15 protein-coding genes and 3 pseudogenes are annotated in these 17,778 nt (G+C 69.3%); 7 read left to right on the top strand and 11 right to left on the bottom strand.

Features of this window, described 5'->3' with window-relative positions; translation table 11 throughout:
- Window position 1 precedes the first annotated feature (1 nt).
- The 3 genes from IM697_RS23385 to IM697_RS23375 form a co-directional block, all read right to left on the bottom strand.
- The gene (locus tag IM697_RS23385) at window positions 2-361 is read right to left on the bottom strand and encodes a transposase family protein (protein WP_407699546.1); all 360 of its coding nucleotides are present in this window, start codon (window positions 359-361) and stop codon (window positions 2-4) included.
- 174 nt (window positions 362-535) lie between these two features.
- Entirely contained in the window at window positions 536-1,012 is a 477-nt protein-coding gene (locus IM697_RS23380; protein ID WP_194037919.1) for a hypothetical protein, read from the bottom strand.
- 389 nt (window positions 1,013-1,401) lie between these two features.
- Complete coding sequence (locus IM697_RS23375) at window positions 1,402-1,563, bottom strand: hypothetical protein (RefSeq protein ID WP_194037918.1); 162 nt, start codon at window positions 1,561-1,563, stop codon at window positions 1,402-1,404.
- Here IM697_RS23375 and IM697_RS44860 point away from each other — a divergent pair.
- Together IM697_RS44860 and IM697_RS44855 are read left to right on the top strand one after the other, a co-directional pair.
- Window positions 1,489-1,732 (top strand): annotated as a pseudogene (locus IM697_RS44860) (HD domain-containing protein); the annotation flags it as partial. The gene IM697_RS23375 and the pseudogene IM697_RS44860 overlap by 75 nt on opposite strands.
- Window positions 1,733-1,870: 138 nt before the next feature.
- Window positions 1,871-2,110: pseudogene (locus IM697_RS44855) on the top strand (hypothetical protein); the annotation flags it as partial.
- A gap of 214 nt (window positions 2,111-2,324) precedes the next feature.
- Here the strand turns inward: IM697_RS44855 and IM697_RS23370 are convergent.
- Both IM697_RS23370 and IM697_RS23365 read right to left on the bottom strand, forming a co-directional pair.
- Window positions 2,325-3,056, bottom strand: coding sequence for a TetR/AcrR family transcriptional regulator (locus IM697_RS23370; protein WP_228044124.1), 732 nt, complete (start codon window positions 3,054-3,056; stop codon window positions 2,325-2,327).
- Window positions 3,057-3,107: 51 nt separating this feature from the next.
- Window positions 3,108-4,766, bottom strand: coding sequence for a tannase/feruloyl esterase family alpha/beta hydrolase (locus IM697_RS23365; protein ID WP_194037916.1), 1,659 nt, complete (start codon window positions 4,764-4,766; stop codon window positions 3,108-3,110).
- Between the two features lie 543 nt (window positions 4,767-5,309).
- Between IM697_RS23365 and IM697_RS23360 the strand changes: the two are divergent.
- Window positions 5,310-5,771, top strand: a pseudogene (locus IM697_RS23360) (alpha/beta hydrolase); the annotation flags it as partial.
- Window positions 5,772-5,864: 93 nt separating this feature from the next.
- On the opposite strand, the gene IM697_RS23355 reads toward IM697_RS23360, so the two are convergent.
- The 5 genes from IM697_RS23355 to IM697_RS23335 all read right to left on the bottom strand — a co-directional run bounded on the left by IM697_RS23355 (window position 5,865) and on the right by IM697_RS23335 (window position 10,893).
- Complete coding sequence (locus IM697_RS23355; protein ID WP_194037914.1) at window positions 5,865-6,623, bottom strand: SDR family NAD(P)-dependent oxidoreductase; 759 nt, start codon at window positions 6,621-6,623, stop codon at window positions 5,865-5,867.
- A 446-nt stretch (window positions 6,624-7,069) separates the two neighbouring features.
- Window positions 7,070-7,231 carry a hypothetical protein gene (locus tag IM697_RS23350; protein WP_194037912.1) on the bottom strand — a complete coding sequence of 54 codons (162 nt, stop codon included), beginning with the start codon at window positions 7,229-7,231 and terminating at the stop codon, window positions 7,070-7,072.
- Window positions 7,232-7,253: 22 nt separating this feature from the next.
- A complete protein-coding gene (locus tag IM697_RS23345) occupies window positions 7,254-8,309 on the bottom strand; it encodes an Ldh family oxidoreductase (RefSeq protein ID WP_194037910.1) in 1,056 nt (351 codons plus the stop codon).
- Window positions 8,310-8,313: 4 nt separating this feature from the next.
- Window positions 8,314-9,582, bottom strand: coding sequence for an aminotransferase family protein (locus IM697_RS23340; RefSeq protein ID WP_194037908.1), 1,269 nt, complete (start codon window positions 9,580-9,582; stop codon window positions 8,314-8,316).
- 120 nt (window positions 9,583-9,702) lie between these two features.
- Window positions 9,703-10,893, bottom strand: coding sequence for a diaminobutyrate--2-oxoglutarate transaminase (locus tag IM697_RS23335; RefSeq protein ID WP_265582660.1), 1,191 nt, complete (start codon window positions 10,891-10,893; stop codon window positions 9,703-9,705).
- 500 nt (window positions 10,894-11,393) lie between these two features.
- Here IM697_RS23335 and IM697_RS23330 point away from each other — a divergent pair, with 500 nt between their 5' ends.
- The 3 genes from IM697_RS23330 to IM697_RS23320 all read left to right on the top strand — a co-directional run bounded on the left by IM697_RS23330 (window position 11,394) and on the right by IM697_RS23320 (window position 15,264).
- Window positions 11,394-11,939 carry a CGNR zinc finger domain-containing protein gene (locus IM697_RS23330; protein WP_194037904.1) on the top strand — a complete coding sequence of 182 codons (546 nt, stop codon included), beginning with the start codon at window positions 11,394-11,396 and terminating at the stop codon, window positions 11,937-11,939.
- A gap of 568 nt (window positions 11,940-12,507) precedes the next feature.
- Window positions 12,508-13,191: an ABC transporter ATP-binding protein gene (locus tag IM697_RS23325; protein WP_194037901.1), complete on the top strand. Its 684-nt coding sequence runs from the start codon at window positions 12,508-12,510 to the stop codon at window positions 13,189-13,191.
- A 57-nt stretch (window positions 13,192-13,248) separates the two neighbouring features.
- A complete protein-coding gene (locus IM697_RS23320; protein WP_194037899.1) occupies window positions 13,249-15,264 on the top strand; it encodes an ABC transporter permease in 2,016 nt (671 codons plus the stop codon).
- A 531-nt stretch (window positions 15,265-15,795) separates the two neighbouring features.
- Here the strand turns inward: IM697_RS23320 and IM697_RS23315 are convergent.
- Entirely contained in the window at window positions 15,796-16,746 is a 951-nt protein-coding gene (locus IM697_RS23315) for a ribosome-inactivating family protein (RefSeq protein ID WP_194037896.1), read from the bottom strand.
- Between the two features lie 536 nt (window positions 16,747-17,282).
- Here IM697_RS23315 and IM697_RS23310 point away from each other — a divergent pair.
- Entirely contained in the window at window positions 17,283-17,777 is a 495-nt protein-coding gene (locus tag IM697_RS23310) for a hypothetical protein (RefSeq protein ID WP_228044123.1), read from the top strand.
- Window position 17,778: the final 1 nt, after the last annotated feature.

The following is a 17,778-nucleotide window of genomic DNA, read 5'->3' as shown; positions in this document are numbered from 1 at the left end:
CTCATGATGTGAGGGCGAGGTTGTGCATGTGGGCGACTGCCTGGACGGCGTGATGCAAGCTGTCGCCGCGCTGTGGGCAGTCGCGAAGGATTTTGTAGTTGTTCATCCGGCCGATGACGTGTTCCACGCGGGTGCGGACCTTGCGGTGCTCGGCGTTGTCGTCCTCCTCGCCCGGGAGCAGGGGCCGCCCGGGGCGTTTGCGGTCGGTACCGCCATCGGGCAGTTGAGGTAGGCCCCCGTCGCCGAGCCGCCCTCGCAGCGCCGGCTGGCTCAGCCCGGGCGTGCGCCAGGCGTGCGCGTCCGCGGTGGTGCCCGGCACCGGACGCGCTGCCGCGATCACCAGACGGATGTCTGGATTCACGATGACCTGCACGTTCGCCGAGAGCTGGTAGTTGCGGCTGGATGCGGCGACACTGCGGTCACGGACCGGGGTGAGCGTGATCGAGTGCGAGCAGCGGCCCCAGACGCTGGATGGCCCGGCACACCGTGGAGAGGAGATGCCTAGCTCAGGGCCTTGTGGCAGCACGCTTCAGGGTCAGTTGTGGATGTTGAAGGTCCCGTAGTCCCGAACCTTGACGTTGTCCGACCAACTGCCCCACCTCTTGTTGGCGTCCCAGCGGTACCCCTTGTTTCCGTTCCGGCAGACGTTGTCGTACTCCGGTGTGCGGACAAAGCCGCCGACGAAGTCACCGCTCCGCCACCGGCGCTCGACCACGCTGATCGGCTGGGCGAACTGGCCAGGCCTGTACCAGATCCCGGATGTGTAGGTCATCGACGTGGAGCCGCTCCGGCCGTACCCCCCGACGAGCGAGGCCATCGCACTGAACGGCTCCCTCTTGGCCTCGCCTCCCATGGTCAGCCCGACCGACCACTCGTACGACGTCGTCTTGGTGATGGCCTTGCTGTACGTGCAGTTCTGCGGGGCGTTCCACGGGCATTGTTCGACCGGCCCGCGCCACACCCAGTCCTGCCAGGTCTTGTTGGCCTGCTGACGCGGCACGGCCTTGGTCACTCTGCCCTTGTGCTGGTCCGCCCTCCTGACATCCGCAGTGCCCGGGCCGAAGCAGAACTTGCCGTCCCCTGCCGAGGCTGTGCCCGACGCGAAGATCACGAGAGGGGCCAGAACGGCGACGACGAGGGCCGCCCCCTGCGGAACACGTTCCGCTTCGGACGCGTAGAGGATTCGCCCTCTGTTGAGGCGCGGTGTTGCACGAGCACGGTCACTCCTGATGTGTCTGGGCGCCAGCGCACTTCCGACCGGCTGTCGCTGCTGACGCAGCTGGAACTGCGGCCGAAGGTGTCACCTGGCGGGTTGTTTGGCACCCCGTCTCATCAGGGCAATCAATCCCGCGAGCACCCCGTGTCGGGTTGAGTTCCCCCTTGGCCTTGGACAGCAGTTGCTCACGCTTGGGGGATGTCCGGGCAGGCAGCCCCGGGCATCGGAATGATCTCGAATCGGAAGCCGTGTCCCAGCGCCAACGCCCCCGCGTCCTGGACCACGTCGACGTGCCGGCCGAGCACGCCGACGACCCGGACGTCGTACGGCTGGCCGTCTGGTTCCACGACGCCGTGTATCTGCCCGACCGCTCGGAGAACGAGGAACGCTCGGCCCGCCTCACCGAACGCGCCCTCCCGGAGGCCGATGTCCCCGCGAAGCGCACCGCCGAGGTGGCCCGCCTGGTCCCGCCTCACCACCAGCCATGCCCCGGTGCCGGACGACCGCAACGGCCAGGTGGCTTTGACAGCGGTCCGCGGCCCCACTTGCCAGCTTGGGTTCTAGAGATGGTCGCAACGCTGACCCTGAGGGGTGTTGCATTGACCAAGCCGCGGCTGTCGAACGGGGCCGGCTCACATTGTCGAAGCCAGCCGGGTCCTGTGCGACGCCGACATCGCGGTCCTCGGCTGCTCGCCCTCCGCGTACGCCGCCTACACGGCCGCCGTCCGTGAGGAGTGCCCCTTCGTCCTGTGCGACGCCTTCCGCGAGGGCCGTGCCGCGATCCTGCGCCACCTGCTCGCCCTGCCCCGCCTGTTCAGCACACCGTACGGCCAGGAGAAACGGGAGGCCACGGCCCGCTGCAACATCAGCGCCGTGGAACTGCTGAAGCCGTGACCTGGGCCGGGGTGACGTCGTAATGCAGGCATCCCCACGAAGGATCACGCTCCGTGAGTGATCTGCCGAGCCGGCAGCCACCTTGAACCACATCGACTTCACGGACCTGCACGAGGTGTCCGAGGTGATCGCCGCCTACCGCAGGCACGTTCTCACCCGCCGCGACCCGATTTCGAGATGGGCATCGGTGTTCTCCCGTTGCCCGCCCGATTCCTCACTTCTCCTGGCTGCGTCCGTCCTTGCCGGAGCCACGCCTGCGACAGCCGACTGCGTCCAGGGCGATCGCGACGTACCGCTGGGCGACCTCTGCCTCGGTCAGCGGGCCGTCCGCCCGGTACCACGTGGCGACCGCCTGGCACATCGTCAGGATGGCCCGAGCCGCCTCTGTGGGATAGGCGGTGGTGAACACGCCGTCCGCGACGCCATCTGCCGCGATACGGCGCAGCATCACCGAGAGTTCCTCGCGCTTCGCGCGGTAGCGTTCCCGGTTGTCGGGTTCCAGATTGCGGATCTCTCCGTCCAGAAACGCGATGTGGCGCCGGTGGGTCGTGTAAAGGGTGACGGCCTCGACGACGTTGGCCAGTTGGTCCTCGGGCCGGTCGCCCGCCTCCTCCAGGGCATGCCGGGCGCGGATCAGCACATCGTGCATCGATCCCATGAGCAGGGCCACCAGCAGCCCTTGCTTGTTGCCGTGGTGGTAGTACAGCGTCGGCAGGGTCACTCCGACCCGGCCGGCGATGGCCCGGATCGAACCCCCGTGGTACCCGTGGGCGCGGAACTCCTCCAAGGCGGCTCCGAGGAGCGGCGGGAGTTCCAGTTCCTCGTAGTGCCGCCAGTCCGCGCCCGGATCGGACTCGAACCCGGGCGCCGGCTCGGCGCGCCGCATCCTGTTCGGCTGCTTCGTCCGAGCCGTCTGCCGTACCACGGTGCATCTCCCTTCGGCCATGGGCCCGCCTCGGGCGGAGGCGGACCCTGGCTCACCGTGTTGAGACTATCTTCAGTGCTGGCCCCGGCCGGCGCACGTGAAGTTCTTCGCCTGGTCCACGTCTCCGTGCCCCTTGTACCGCGGCCACAGCGGATACTCGCACAACGGGCGGGTGCGGCCCTCGGTGGCAGGGTTGGCGTCGGTCGCCACCGGACGGACCGGCGGAGTCTGCCCGTCCGCCCACTTGTCCAAGGCCGTGAGCGAGTCCCAGGCCAGGTCGAAGCGGCCGGTGGCATGGCCGTAGCCGGGCTGGACGTAGTACCGCACGAAACGACGCACCGACGGGCCGTAGCGCTCGGCCAGTCGGTCGTAGTAGGCGTCGGTGGCCGACTGCGGGACGAGCATGTCCTCGGTGCCCTGCACGATGATGAGCTTCCCGCCCTGGCGCGCGAAACGGTCGAGGTCGGGATCAGTGGCGTCGTACAGCCGGGACAGAGCCCTGACTCGCGCCTCGTAGCGCCGGTAGTCGAAGTTGTTCAGGGAACCGCCGGCGTCCTGCTCGATGAAGTAGCGGATCACCGGATCGATGAACGCGTAGTATCCCGAAGCTGTTTCCTTGCCCGCGCTGTCCAGCCAGGCGCCGCCGAGATCGGCGCCCCGCAGGACGGGGTAGGGGCCGATCCGGGTGACGCCGTTGGCGAGAGGGAAGGCGAACCTGTAGGGGGAGGCCGCCGACTTCAGCGTTTCGATCTGCCGCTGGGACAGGCAGTCGTTCCCGCTGTCGGAGCCGTCGGGGCAGCGGAGCGACTCGACGGAGAACGCACGGTCGCACCCCTTGACATCGGAGACGACCCCGTCGGCGGCACCGTCGAGTTTGTCACATGCGCGCATGACGGCGTCGTGCACCAACTGCTGCTTGGCCGTGTTCAGGTAGCCGCCCGGGCGGGAGTACGCCTGCTGCCACATGTGGTGCCAGCTGAGCGCCAGGGCCTGGTTCTGGTTGGCCGGGTAGTAGGCGATGATTCCGTCGTAGTCGTCGCCGTACCTCTGGGCGGCGACCAGTGCCTCGTGTCCTCCCTTGGAGCCGCCCGCGTAGTACTGCTTCTCGGGCTGCCGGCCGTAGTAGCTCGTCACGACGCTCATGGCGGCGTCTCGGGTGCGCTTGACGCTCTCGCCCGCGTAGTTCGCGAGAGCCTCCTTGTTCAAGGCGAACGATCCGGTGGGATCGGCGCCCACGGCGACGCCCCCGTCACTGCCGAACGTCACGTAGCCGCGTTTGATCGGCGGCTGCCCCTGTGCCGCGGAGGAGTTGACGTACCCGGGAATCACGCCGAGTCCGCTGATCACGATGCCGTTGAAGCCGCCGCCGCCGAACTGCACCGACTTCCTGTTCCAGGAAGTCGGCAGGTTCAGCTGGAAGTTGATGTCGGGCGCCGCGGTGTCGAAGCTGTTCACCTTGCCTCGGACCAGGCAGAACTCGGGGTAGCCGGTCTTCGGGTCGGCGGCGGTGAGTGTCGCGGACTCGACATCGGCACCTCGGGTGGGCAGGCCGATCGTCGAAGCGTTCACGTGTAGTCCCGCGATCGATGCACAGCTGGTCGCGGCGTCGGTCACCGTCGTGCGTGCCCCACCGGCGGGTGAAGCGGCGGCAGCGGGCGAGATGCCCTGGACCAGTCCGAGGCCCGGCACAGCCAGCAGCGCGACGGCAGACACGAGGATGCGTTTGTTCATATGCCCTCCAGCGGGGCCAACTCGGTTCATGAACACGGTCTCCGGCGGCACCGGAACGCGTGGGTCGCGCCGGGCAGGACCGCTCACGGGTGCGAATGAGACCCGAACCCGATACCGCCTATCTAACGAACGATATACAGTATCGCCTGGTGCGGATCAAGGTCCGTGGCATGGCCGGTGGCGTCATGGTGGACGCCGTGCGTGCGCCCGGCCACCGCACCAGCGCCATGCACAGGTCCCACGCCTGGTGCGTTCAAGCGACGGTCGGATGCGCCGGGGCCACGTCGAGAGCCGGGCCGCTCGCCTTCGCTTTTCGTTCCAGCTGAGCGATGAAGCAGGTCAGCGAGGCGGCCAGTCCGCGGTGTGATGACCGTGCCCGTGGTGATGAGCGCGCCGTCGCCGTCGACCTGGGCCGCCTTGAGCATCTCTCGACCGCCCCCTCCGGGAAGGACCGCCCCCGTCCAGGATCGGCGTCAGCGACCCCCCTCGTCGTGGACACCTGCCGGGTGACCGCGACTTCCCCCCTGAAGCGTTGGGACGCTGGGACAACTTGGCCAAGGGGTACGGGACATGCTGCGCGCGGCGGACGGGCACAGCGTCCAGACGGCGATCCTGTGCGGTGACAAAGCCGCCCCGAGGGATCCAGAACTCTACTGGCGCGACATCCAGCACGCCCGCCCACAGGACCCGTTGCTCAGCCCCGTCACGAACAACCTCAACCCCTGCGCCTTCTGGGATCCGCCCCGCGAGCGCCCGACCACCATCAGGGACGACCTCCCCGCCCTGCTCGTCAACGCCACCGGAGACCCGCGCACCACCTACGACGGCGCCACAGCGGTGCGCCGGACGTGGCCCTCCTCCCGTCTGGTCACCCTACGAGGCGCCGACCAGCACGCGGTGTACGGCGTCTACGGCACCCCGTGCGTCGACGCCACGGTCAACACCTACCTCGCCACCGGCCGCCTCCCGGCCGGAGACGTCACCTGCGACGCGCCCGCCCGGTGAGCCCGGGGCTACGCATGCGAAGTGGCCTGGCAGTCGGGGACGTTCGTCTGTACGTAGCCGGGGAGAGAAGACCGTACGCCGACATGTATGGAATCAGCGCACGTAGTCCTCCCCGGTGATATCGATGGTGGCGCCTGTGGTGTGGGGTGAGCGCCCGGAGGCGAGAAAGGCGATGACTTCGGCGACGTCTTCTGGTGGGGTGATTTCCTGCATCGGCAGTGTTTTCACCACGGCTTCCAGGTCGGTTCCGCCGGACAGGCCGGTCTGGACCCATCCGGGTGCGACAGCGTAGGCGAGGACTCGATGGCGGGCGAAGGCGCGCGCGATTCCTTTGGTGAGTGCCAACAGGCCTCCCTTTGCGGCCCCGTAGGCGAGATGTTCGGCGTCGTCTCCTCGATGTGAGGAGCGGCTTGCCACGTTGACGATCACGCCTCCGGAGGGGGTTGTGGACCAGTGCAGGATTGCGAAGCGGCACAGGTCGGCGCAGGCGGTCAGGTTCAGGGAGAGGTTGTCTTCCCATCCTTGTTGCCACTGGTCGGTGTCATCGAGGGGGGAGGCGATCCATGCGCCGGCATTGTTGACGAGCACGTCGAGCCGCCCTCGCCATCCCAGGGCTTGTTCCCAGATCGATGCTCTTGCTGTGGGGTCGGTGAGATCGCCGACCACCACCAGGGTGTCGGATCCGAGCTCTGCCGCCAACGCCTCCGCGGCGGCGCGGTTGCGTCCCGCATGGATGATGACGCTCGCCCCGTCTCTGTGCAGGGCACGCACGGTGGCGGCGCCGATTCCGCGCGATGCTCCGGTGACCAGCGCTATGCGTCCTTGTGCTTCGGCGGCGTCGGTGGTGCTCATCGTGTGTCTCCTCAGTGAAGTGAACTCGGGCTCTGGTTGTTTCTGCGGTGCGGTGGCCAGTGACCGGTGACGCCGGGGCTGTTGCGGCGCCGGCGGGCGGCCGTGCCGAAGCCGGCGAGGCACGCCCGGTCGTGGGTGCGACGTGCATGGTGCAGGCCAAGTGGTCGGGAGGCGGTCGGGTTCAACCGGTGGTGGTCGCGGGGTGGAGGCGGTTGCTGAACCGGGCGGGGAACAAGGGCGCGAGAACGTCGGGTTGGCGGCCCGGCACCGTCACCCCAAGGCCGGCATTCGCCCCATGACCCCCGACGGACCACCCGCCATCGGCCGTCTCGGAGCCCCGACCAGGGGCCGGCCGCGGAGGTGGGGCGTCGGCGCGCGCAGGGGAACGGCGTCGATACGGACCGGGTTGAGGCTTTCGCAGAGGCCGCCGAGTTCCGTCGTTCCGGTCAGTCGCCGGTGGCGATGACGACGTCGTCGGCCCGGGCGGTCTCGTGCTCGGTGATGACGCGGGCCCGGTCGCCGGTGCGGCGGAACCGGCGGCAGGGGGGCGTCCCGCCGTGGATGGTGTGCGGTGAGGAGGCCCACGGCTCCACCCCGATGACAGCCACCGCGCGGTTGTTGATGGCGGTGTCATCGGGCTACTCGTCGTGGCATTGCGAGGCTGAAGTCGTGGGCGATGGTCTGCATCTGCTGCCAGGTGAATGCCTGGATCGGTACGCCGTGGTCTCGTCGGTGGTGTGCGTTCTGGGCGGAGTTCTCTCCGGGGATCTTGATGGGTGGGTGTCCTTGGGCCAGTGGTGTGTTCTTGACGTGGGAGGTGAATCGTTCGACCTCGGCGGTGAAGTCGGGCAGTGGTCGTAGTTGTTTGACGTCGATGGCGACCATGAATACGCCTTGACGTTCTGGCGCAGGTTGAGGGGACACGGTTCCGGCGGTGGTGAGGGCTCCGGCGAGGGCCTCGGCGACGAGTGCCAGGCCGAATCCTTTGATGCCGCCGAATGGTTGGAGGATGCCTTGGTCGGTTGTCCAGTCCGAGGGGATGGGCCGGCCGCGGTCGCGCCACTCCGAGAGGCGCCCCATGGCGACGGAGCTGGTCGCCATGTCCAGGACCAGGTGGGGGCTGCGTGCGCGAGGGATGCTGGCGGCGATGGGGTTGGTGGCCAGTCGGCCCTCCAGCCCGCCGGGGGGTGCGACGTCCTGGCTCGATCCACCGTCGTTGACGTAGACCAGGGTGGCGATGCCGACGGCGGCGGCCTGTTCGCAGAAGTCGGCGAGCCGGCCGGCGAAATCTGCGTTGTGGACAGCCACGGCGGCGATGCCGTGGTCTGTGGCCCGCTGGATCGCCAGCCGCGTGGCGTCACGCATGACGAGGTGGCCGAATGCGCCATGGCCGTTGAGGCGGACCAGGGCGCCGGTGTCCAGGTCCACGGTGGCGGTGGCTGTGGGTGCGGCGAACCCTTCGCGGACCCGGCGGACGTACTCCGGCAGCCGCCGCAGCCCATGGGACTCGTGTCCGGCGAGTTCTGATCCGACGATCTGGGCGGCCATGTCGCGGGCGTCGATGTCGCGCAGCCCGACCGCTGCCAGGGTTTGCTCGGTGAACCTGAACAGCCCGCCCGCATCGCACAGGACGACATCCTCCGGGCGGGGGGACTGGCCGGAGACGGCGCTGTGATCGGTGCCCATGACGTCAAGTCCTCTGCGGTGGGATGGTGTTCAGGCCGGTCAGGACCGCGTCGACGAACTCGGTCGCCTGGCTGTTGCCGATGATCAAGGGTGGGGAGAACTGGATCTGTCCGCCGACCAGGGAGCGGGTGAGGACACCGGCTTCACGCATCGATGCGACGACAGCCATGGGCAGCCCTGGGGTGACGCGAAGGGCCTGCGGGTTCAGCTCCACGGCAGCCATGAGACCCTGCCCGGTCCGGACTTCCTGGACCATCGGGTGGTCGGTCAGCGGGCTCATGAGGTCGGGAAGCCGGGTCTCCAGGGACAGCGCATTCTGGGCGAGAGCCTCCCGCTCGATGATGTCCATCGTCGCCAGAGCGACGGCGGCTGCTCCAGCGTGACCGGAGTAGGTGTATCCGTGGAAGAAGGGTCCGGCGGTGCCGTCGTAGAACGGCTGGGCGATGCGGTCACCGACGATCAGGGCGCCGAGCGGCATGTATCCGGAGGTGAGTCCTTTGGCGCACACGATGATGTCGGGGACGACCCCGAAGCGGCGGGAGGCGAACCAGTCCCCGGAGCGGCCGAAGCCGGTCACCACCTCGTCGGCGATGAGCACGATGCCGTGCCTCCTGCAGATCTCGGCGACCGCCTGCAGATACCCCTGCGGCGGGAACAGGCAACCGCCGGCGGCGATGACCGGCTCCATGACGAAGGCCGCCACCCGTTCGGCGCCGAGGCTGGTGATGGTCTTCTCCAGGTCTTCCGCGGAGTCCCAGGCGACCCGTGCCGTGTCGGTGATCAGTTCGCCGAAACCCTCGCGGTCCAAGGCGATTCCGCCGATGCCGGTACTTCCGATGTGCCCGCCGTGGTAGGCGTTCTCCCGCGACAGGATGACGCGGCGGTCGGGCAGGCCGAGGGCGAGCCAGAACCGACGGACCAGCTTGATGGCGGAGTCGATGGAGTCCGACCCGCCGCTGGTGAAGAAGACAGACGCCCCGTCGGTCGGTGACAGCTCGGCGAGCCGGGCTGCCAGCTGCTCAGCCGGCTCGTTCGTGTAGTCCCCGAACGTGGAGTAGGCGGCCATCCGTGACATCTGCCGCTGTGCTGCCTCGGCGATCTCTGCCCGCCCATGGCCTACGTTGCAGAACCACAGCCCCGCGGACGCGTCAAGGTACCGGCGCCCCTCAGCGTCGAACAGGTACGCGCCCTGCCCCCGCGTGATGGTGAAGGGCGCGCGGTGACGGACGGTGGACATGTCGGTGAATCCGTGCCACAGGCGGGATGTGGTCATCTGTCTGCCTCTCCGTGGTCGGCCTGCCGTGAGTGATCTGGTCCCGCCCACGTTTGCGGCGCTGGGCGGCGACGTTCCGGCCGGGGTTCGGGCGCCGGCCCTGTCATGCAGGGCGCGGCTTCAGATCGCCTTGGGGATGACGTCCAGGACGGCGGTGAATCCTTCGGTGAGAACGTCGGTGGGGGTGTTGATGGGCGGCATGAGCTTGACGACCTCGCCGTTCGGGCCGCAGCGTTCGACGAGAACGCCGGCGTCCAAGCAGAGGGCTTGGGCCCTGGCCGCGGCGTCGAGGTTGCCCAGACCGAAGTCGATTCCGGCGAGCATGCCGGTCCACCGCAGTTTGACGGGGGCGTCCAGTTGCGTGGCCTGTCGTGCGAAGCCGTCGAGGGCGGAGGCGTTCTCGGCCAGGTGCTGGCGGAATTCTTCGTTCTGCCAGTATTCGAGGGCGATCTTGGCGGTGATGAAGGCGAGCTGGTTGCCGCGGAACGTGCCGGTGTGTTCGCCCGGCTCCCACACGTCGAGCTCGCGTTTCATGAACAGGAGAGCCATGGGCAAGCCGTTGCCGCTGATCGACTTCGCGGTGGTGACGATGTCGGGGACGATGCCGGCATGGTCGAACGCGAAGAAGTCGCCGGCCCGGCCGCAACCGCTTTGCACCTCATCACAGATGAGCAGGACGCCGTGGCGCTCGGTCCACTCGCGGACGCCGCGCAGCCACTCGGCGGAGGCCGCGAAGACGCCCGCCTGGATCTGTACCGACTCCACGATGACAGCGGCGGGCAGCTCGAAGGCGCTGCCGGCCTCCTCGACGAGTCGGTCGAGGTGGGCGAGGCTGTCGAACGGGCCATACATGCTGTTCTCGTAGGGCACGAAGGTGGTTTCGGCGTTGGCGCCGGGTGAACCGTAGGCGCGCAGACGCCTGGCGCCGCTGACGGCCAGGGCGCCGGCGGTCATGCCGTGGTAGGAGCCGTTGAAGGCCAGAATGCCGCGGCGGCCGGTGACTTTTCGGGCGAGCTTGATGGCCGCCTCGCTGGCGTCGGCCCCGGTCGGCCCGCAGAACTGCACCTTGTAGTCCCAGCCACGGGGAGTGAGCAGGCAGTCCTGGATGGTGTGCAGAAGATCCCGTTTGGTGGCCGTGTACAGGTCCAGGCCGTGCAGGACGCCGCCGGACCGGAGGTGGCTGACCAGGGCCTCGGTCATGGCCTCGTCGTTGTGGCCGTAGTTGAGGGCTCCGGCTCCGGAGAAGAAGTCCAGGATGCGCCGGCCGTCCTCGGTGAAGAGATGCGGTCCCTTGGCCCGCGTGAAGACCAACGGGGCACTTCGGCAATAGGACCGAACGTTCGACTCCAGAAGCTCGAACACGGCGGTGTCGGGCTGGGCAGCCATTGCTCGCTCACGTCACTTTCTGAGTTGTCGCCCACCCGGACATGTGCCGATTCAGCGGCCGCACCCGGCCAGGCGAGTGGTGTCACGATGGCCTTCAGGCCATAGGCACAGGCCCGGAGCACCGAAGGGTTGGCGGAGGACCAGAAGTCACTGAGTCCGTCGCGCGGTGCGCCGGACCGGTTCGCGATGCCGGACCCCCGGCCCCGGTTCGGAGTCCAGTGCGACCGGCGAGCAGGCGGGGTCATCGAACATTCGTCACCTCACATCGATACAACCGATGGGTCTGGCGGAGCCCAACGGTAAGGCGACGACCCTGACCGAGGTCAACAGCGTTATGCGCTTTTGCTCTTTACATGAGAGAGGTTCTTCGGGCCTGCTCGTGCTCACCTCTACTGCCTAGAGCTGGAGAACATGTAAAGTGCGATATGACGTTTGCCCCTGACACGGTGCAGTCCCTGCACTCAGCGATCGCGCTGGTGAACACGGCAGAACCACGTGAAGCCCTCTTCAGCCTCGAGGACCTGGACCGCTTCCATGCCGACTACGGCTACACGGGCCGCTACGACCGAACCACCGACGAACTCAACGCCGTGCGCGAACTGCGACCGAGGCTGCGCGGCCTGCTGACCAGCACCCGAGATGAGACGGTCCGGCTCGCGAACCGAGTGTTTCGTGAAACGAAGGCAGTACCGCAGCTGGTCCGTCACGGTTCCTTCGACTGGCACATTCACGCCGTCGAGCCCAACGCTCCCCTGACTCGGCGACTGCTGGTGGAGACCGCGATGGCCGTCGCAGACGTGGTACGCGGCAACGAGCTCGACAGGTTGAGGATCTGTGCCGCCGGGGACTGCCAGCGGCTGGTTCTTGACCTCAGCCGGAATCACTCGCGGAGGTTCTGCAGCACCACCTGTGGCAGCCGCGTCGGCGTGGCCGCCTACCGCGAGCGGCAACGCCGCAATCCCGCCAAATGACCTGCCTGCCACGGCAGACTGCGGTCTGCGGGCACCCCTCGGCGGGGCGGGCGAATGGCGCCTCCCGACAAGCGATACTCGGCCGCACACCGCCCCAATGAGCGGCGACGAGGGCGAGATGCGGTCGACGGGCAGCCTCAGACGTTCCACGCCCCTTCGGCGTCCCGCCGGGCCGGTATCGAGACGGCGTTCCAGGAACTGGCGCTGTCGGACAACCTCGACGTCGCGTCGAACATGCTCCTGGGTCGCGAGCTCACCTACCGGCCCACCCAGCTGTTCCGGAAATCGCCGTCGGCAGGACGCTCGTCGCATCGCAGTCCGCTCCGAGCACGTCGACGACGGCCGCGGCGAGCAAGGAGTCCGAAGGCGAGGGCACGGGCGCGCAGCCTCGGGCGGAAACAGGCGCCCCACGGTGATCACCGTAGGCCGGGCCCCGGGCGACGGGATCAGCCGAATGGCCGAGGGCCCCGGCCCGCGATCCCGGCCGTTCGGCCGAGGCGCGTGCCCGGGCACGCGGGCGAGGCTGGGGCCGCAACCTCACCACGGACACCAGGAGTCGCGGCCCACCATGAGTACCGTTCTGGCCGGATACGGCCTCGTCAAGAAGTACGGCTCCACCACCGCCCTGGCCGGTGTGGACGTCGAGGTCGGAGAGCGCGACTCGCTGGCCATCATGGGCCCTTCGGGGTCCGGCAAGTCGACACTCCTGCACACGCTCGCCGGGATCATCCGCCCGGACGGCGGCCAGGTGCTGCTGCGCGGCGAGCGCATCGACAGGCTCGGCGAGAACCGGCTCAGCGCGCTGCGCCGCAAACGCTTCGGGTTCGTCTTCCAGTTCGGCCAGCTGCTGCCCGAGCTGCCGGCCGAGGAGAACGTCGCCCTGCCGCTGATGCTGGAGGGCGTGCCGCGCGCGCAGGCCGTCGAACGCGCCCGCCGCTGGTTCACGCCGCTGGGACTGGAGGGCCTGGAGGGCCGTCGCCCCGGCCAGCTCTCCGGCGGCCAGGCGCAGCGCGTCGCCATCGCCCGCGCCCTGGCCGTCGAGCCGGACGTCGTCTTCGCCGACGAGCCCACCGGCGCCCTGGACCAGCGCACCAGCACGGAGGTGGTCCAGCTGCTGACGTTCGCCACCCGCAACACCGGCGCCGCGCTGGTGATGGTCACCCACGACGCCGACGTCGCCGCCCACTGCGACCGGGTCCTCCAGGTCCGTGACGGCCGCATCAGCGGCCACAGCCAGTACACCGTCGCCTGAGCCGCCCTGCCCTGCCCTGCCCCGCCGCGCCTCTGCCCCAAGCCCCCCGGAGTCCCGATGCGTTCCCCCGTCCTGCCTCTGACCTGGCACCTCGCCAGGTCCTCCGGCCGCCGTGGCCTGCAGTCCCAGCTGCTCGCGGCCGGGGCCGCCGCCGTCGGCTCGTTCCTGCTGCTGGTGATGGTCGCCGTCTCCCTCGGCGCCGGGGCACGCGCCGACCACACCACATGGCGCACCCCCGACGCCGTACCGGCCAAGCGGGCGACGGCCGTCCAGGCCACGACCACGACGTACGTCCGTGACGAACCGGTCACCGTCGTGAACCTGGCCCAGCTGCCCGGCCGCGCGGCGACCCCTGCGCCACCCGGTCTGACGGGCTTCCCGAAGCCGGGCGAGGTGTACGTATCCCCGGCCCTGGCCGAGCTCCTGCACGAACTTCCCGTCGGCCAACTCGCCGACCGTTTTCCGAAGACGAAGGCGTACGGCACGCTCGGCACCGCCGCTCTCGCCTCCCCTGACGAACTGGTCGCGGTGGTCGGACGATCGCCCGGCGACTCTGCCGTCTCCAAGACCGCCGGAAACCAGAACTACTACGACGAGGACCTGACGAAGCGCGCGCCGGTCGCCGGGTTCGCCGGCACCAAGGCGAGCGTGTTCACCGGCACCGACCAGGGGACCGTGCTGCTGGGTGTGGTGCTGCTCGTCATGCCGGTCGTCGTGCTGGCCTCGGCCGCCGGACGGCTCGGCGCGGCCCGGCGTGAACAGCGGCTCGCCGCCCTGCGGTTGGCCGGGGCGACACCGCGCCAGATCCTCGCCATGACCGCCGCCGAGTCGGCGGGAGTCGGCGCGGCCGGTGCCCTGTCTGGTGCGCTCGCCTACACGGCGCTGTTGCCCGCACTCGCCGCACTCCCGTACGGTGTCGGCGGCTGGTACACCGGCCAGCTGTGGGTGGGACTGCCGTGGCTGGCCGCGGTCGTGGCCGCGGTGACGGCCCTCATCACGGTCAGCGCGGTGACGATGCTGCGCCGGGTGGCCACCTCGCCCCTCGGCGTGGCCCAGCAGGCGAACCCGCATCGCACCCGGGCGATCCGACTGCTGCTGTTCGTCGCGGTCCTGTTCTGCATCTGGGCGACCACCGGCAAGGGCGGCCAGCTCAAGACCCAGCAGCTCCTCGCACTGCTGGCGCTCTTCTACGGCGCGTTCTGGCTGTTCGGTCCCTGGGTCGTGGACCGGCTGGGCCGGATCGTGGGCCGCCGCGCCAAGCGCCCGGCCACGCTGCTGGCCGCGCGCCGGCTCAGCGACGACCCGCGCGGGGCCTGGCGCACCGTCAGCGGCCTGGTGCTCGCCGGGTTCGTGGCCGGGTTCTTCTCGGTCAGCACGCTGGGCTCCGAGGCCCCCAGCCACCAGGGCCAGGTGGCCGTGATCACCGCGAACGCCGCCGACGCCCGGCACACCGCCGCCGAGGCCCGTACCGCATTGCACCGGGCGGGCGTCACGGCGACCGTCTCCGTCACGGGCGAGGACGACTACGACAGCCTGCTCGGCGGTGTCAGCGGCGTGACCGCCCAGGTCTCCGGCGGGCAGGAGCGTATCGACACCGCCGTCACCGCCCTGACGCCACTGGGATCGGGCAGGTACCCGTTCACCCAGGCGTACGTGTCCGCGCCGGACGACACGGTCACCGCGCGGGTCGCCACCGTCAGCACCGCCACCCTGGTGCTGAGCTTCCTCGTCGCCGCCGCCTCCGCCGGGCTCACCGCCGCCGCGAACGTCCTCGACCGGCGCCGCGTCTACGGGCTGCTGCGACTGGCCGGCACCCCGCTGAAGGTCCTCGACCGGGCCCGCGTCCGCGAGACCGTCATCCCGCTGGCCGTCCTGGCGGGCGGCACCACCGCGATGGGCGCCTTCGGCGCCATGCAGCTCAACAAGGCGGCCGGCACCACGATCAACACCTCCGGTGCCGTGGAACTGGTGATCTGCCTGGCCGTCGGAGCACTGGCCATGCTCGCCGCCATCACCGCCAGCAGGCCGCTGCTGCGGAAGGTCACGGCAGGCCCGGCACAGACGGCGGACTGACGCCCTACCGAGGGAACCAGCCGTGGCGGTCGCTCAGCCCCTCTGAGAACTGCCGTGCCGGCGGGGGAGGAGACCTCCGGTCAGATCGGCCAGCGGGATCACCTGATTCCGTGAGAGGGCATCGAAAACGAGTCTGCTCAATGCTTCGATGTGGCCGCGGCCGGGGGTGGCCTGCACGATGGCGGCTCGGCCGGCGAGGGGGAGACGGAACGTGGAGCCGCCGGTAGATCCCGTGCTCCTCCCGTTCGACCAAGCCGCGTTGCCGCATCCGGGCGAGCTGGTGGGACAGGCGACTCTGTTCCCAGGCACAGCGCCGCGCTGGCGGTGCTCCCTGACAAGGGTTTCCGACTGGCTCAGCGCGTCTCACCCGCGGCAAGTACGGGGGAGAAGGGCTTCAGCGACCGTCGGCAGAGCACGAAGCATCCCCTCGGACATCTTCGGGGCTGCCGTGCAGCGTCGTCCGCTGCCAGTCGGCCAGGGCATCGGTCGCCCCGTCACGATGCACGGCGCCCCTTGAGCTCCCGGTTGCCGTCAGCCGGAGTAGTCCACGGCGAGCTGGTTGGCCGCCGCCTGCATGTTCCGCAGGATGAGGTGGCTGCCGACCGCGAAGCTGAAGGCGCGGCCGTCATGGAGGCGGTCCCGGACATAGCGGGACAGCTGTGCCCAGACGTTCTCCCAGTCGACGGAGTTCACCACGGCCGTGCGGGCGAGCTCGTTGGCGTTGCCGCCGTCCGGGCGCACCGGGACGTACGTACCGGCGGTGAAGGTCCTGTCGTCCCGGGTGTACTGGCTGATGTTCGAGGAGATGAAGTCGAACCGGGCGCCCTCGGCGAACATCTGGATCATCGTCGTGATGGCGTTTGCCTGCGCGGCCGTCTGGGTCGCGGCCACGGACCCGAGCGGCCTGCCGTTGGCCAACGTGCTCATCGCCGAGAAGAAGGCACCCATCCCGAGAATCTGGTTGGAGCGGTCGAAGTGGCCGGTGCGTTCCAGATACCCGTAGTCGCCCTGTCGCAGGAAGTCGCTCCTGACGTGGGCCGCGTTCACGGGGTTGGCCGGACCGGCGCCCATGCGGACGTAGGTGTTGGTCGCGTGGTTGTAGTAGCCGACGACGTACAGGTTGGCGGCGTTGAACACGAGGCTGAGCTGAGGATTGCCGGCACCGGCCTGAAAGTGGACGGCGAAGTAGTCGTTCACGTTGGCGGGGCGCTGGCGCAGGATGCCGTCTCGCAGGCTTCCGTTGGTGACCCGGGCGCGGATCTGGCTGATCACCGAGTTGTAGGTGTTCGCCCAGGTGAAGCGGCTCCCGCTGTTGAAGTTGGCTGTGATGTTGCTGGTGATTCGGTCTGCGGCGGCCAGCTGGACATGGGAAAGGCTGTCGCTGGCCGAGGTGGTGTTGGGGCCGGCCAGGTAGACCGCGCCGGCGAGAGCGGCGGGGACCGCCATCGAGACACCGAGCCGACGGAGAACGTGATTCCTCATGGTGGGGTTCCTTCCTGCACGGATGGGGGGTGAGGCACGAACCGGCCCGCTCGGACAGTCGCGAGCACGGCTGTCGGCTCTGTATCGGAGTGGTGAGGCCGCGGAGACGAGCACGGTCCGGCCGACCGGGCCGACGAGCTTCTTGCTCATTGGTCTGCCGGTTCCGTCCGGCACACGGGTCAGGCCGGGCGCCGACGACAGGCACCATGCTCACAAGCGGCGGAGTTGTTCGGCAGTCCGGCTCAGGGGACCAATCAACCGGTTCAGGGTGATCTGCCTCTCATGGCCCGTCTGGGCCGCGCGCAGGACACCCGCCTCGCGCCCGGCCGGCCCCATTCGATCAGTGCAGCGCCGCGCCGGCGGTGCTGTTGACCACGGGAACGCTCACCGCGGCGGCCCGCCGGTGTCCGGGCCGAGGGCGCGCGGGCCTGGACGCCGGTGGCGTCGACGTCTGAAGCCGGCGAGGTGCGCAAGTCCGTGGCGCGGGTGAAGACGCTGTTGCCGGCGCCGTCCGGCCCCCGTCCGGCAGCGTGCGAATGGCTGTCGTATCTGCCTACCGCGCCACCGACGGACCGGACGCCGCGGCCGACGCGGACCGGATCCTCGCCGCCCAGCCGGGCACCCTGGACCAGTACGACCTGCTCTCCGCCGAGCTGCCCGGCCAGGGCGTGCGGAAATGGAAGGTGCTGTGCGGCGGGCGCTCACCGGGCGGTGTCATCACCGGCTACTTCGCCACCGCCGACTTCGACGGGAACCCGGCCACCACGACCGACGCCGGACACAACCAGTGCGCCGGCTGCTTCGCCCTCGACACCACCGTCTCCACCTCGCTGGCCGACCTCAGCGGCAGCATGCCGGACAACACCAACCTGCCCGACGTCGGGCAGGGCTACGGCGTCGTACAGAGCGGTCTCGACAGCGCAGTGCTGCCCCGCTCGCTGTCCACGCCGATGCTGCTCAACGTCCGGGAGGGGCAAGAAGGATGTTGGCCGCCGCACCGGTGTCTCAGCGGACGTAGTCCGCGCCGGTGAT

Origin of the sequence: Streptomyces ferrugineus, from assembly GCF_015160855.1 — a bacterium.
GTDB classification, from domain to species: Bacteria; Actinomycetota; Actinomycetes; order Streptomycetales; family Streptomycetaceae; genus Streptomyces; species Streptomyces ferrugineus.
The sequence above is the reverse complement of the archived record's forward strand: the minus strand, read 5'-3'. Positions and strand labels throughout refer to the sequence as shown.

Coding starts and splice junctions, on each gene's coding strand:
- IM697_RS23370 (WP_228044124.1), bottom strand. CDS start 3,056: ATGGCCGAAGGGAGATGCACCGTGGTACGGCAGACGGCTCGGACGAAG.
- IM697_RS23365 (WP_194037916.1), bottom strand. CDS start 4,766: ATGAACAAACGCATCCTCGTGTCTGCCGTCGCGCTGCTGGCTGTGCCG.
- IM697_RS23355 (WP_194037914.1), bottom strand. CDS start 6,623: ATGAGCACCACCGACGCCGCCGAAGCACAAGGACGCATAGCGCTGGTC.
- IM697_RS23345 (WP_194037910.1), bottom strand. CDS start 8,309: ATGGGCACCGATCACAGCGCCGTCTCCGGCCAGTCCCCCCGCCCGGAG.
- IM697_RS23340 (WP_194037908.1), bottom strand. CDS start 9,582: ATGACCACATCCCGCCTGTGGCACGGATTCACCGACATGTCCACCGTC.
- IM697_RS23330 (WP_194037904.1), top strand. CDS start 11,394: ATGACGTTTGCCCCTGACACGGTGCAGTCCCTGCACTCAGCGATCGCG.
- IM697_RS23325 (WP_194037901.1), top strand. CDS start 12,508: ATGAGTACCGTTCTGGCCGGATACGGCCTCGTCAAGAAGTACGGCTCC.
- IM697_RS23320 (WP_194037899.1), top strand. CDS start 13,249: ATGCGTTCCCCCGTCCTGCCTCTGACCTGGCACCTCGCCAGGTCCTCC.
- IM697_RS23315 (WP_194037896.1), bottom strand. CDS start 16,746: ATGAGGAATCACGTTCTCCGTCGGCTCGGTGTCTCGATGGCGGTCCCC.
- IM697_RS23310 (WP_228044123.1), top strand. CDS start 17,283: ATGGCTGTCGTATCTGCCTACCGCGCCACCGACGGACCGGACGCCGCG.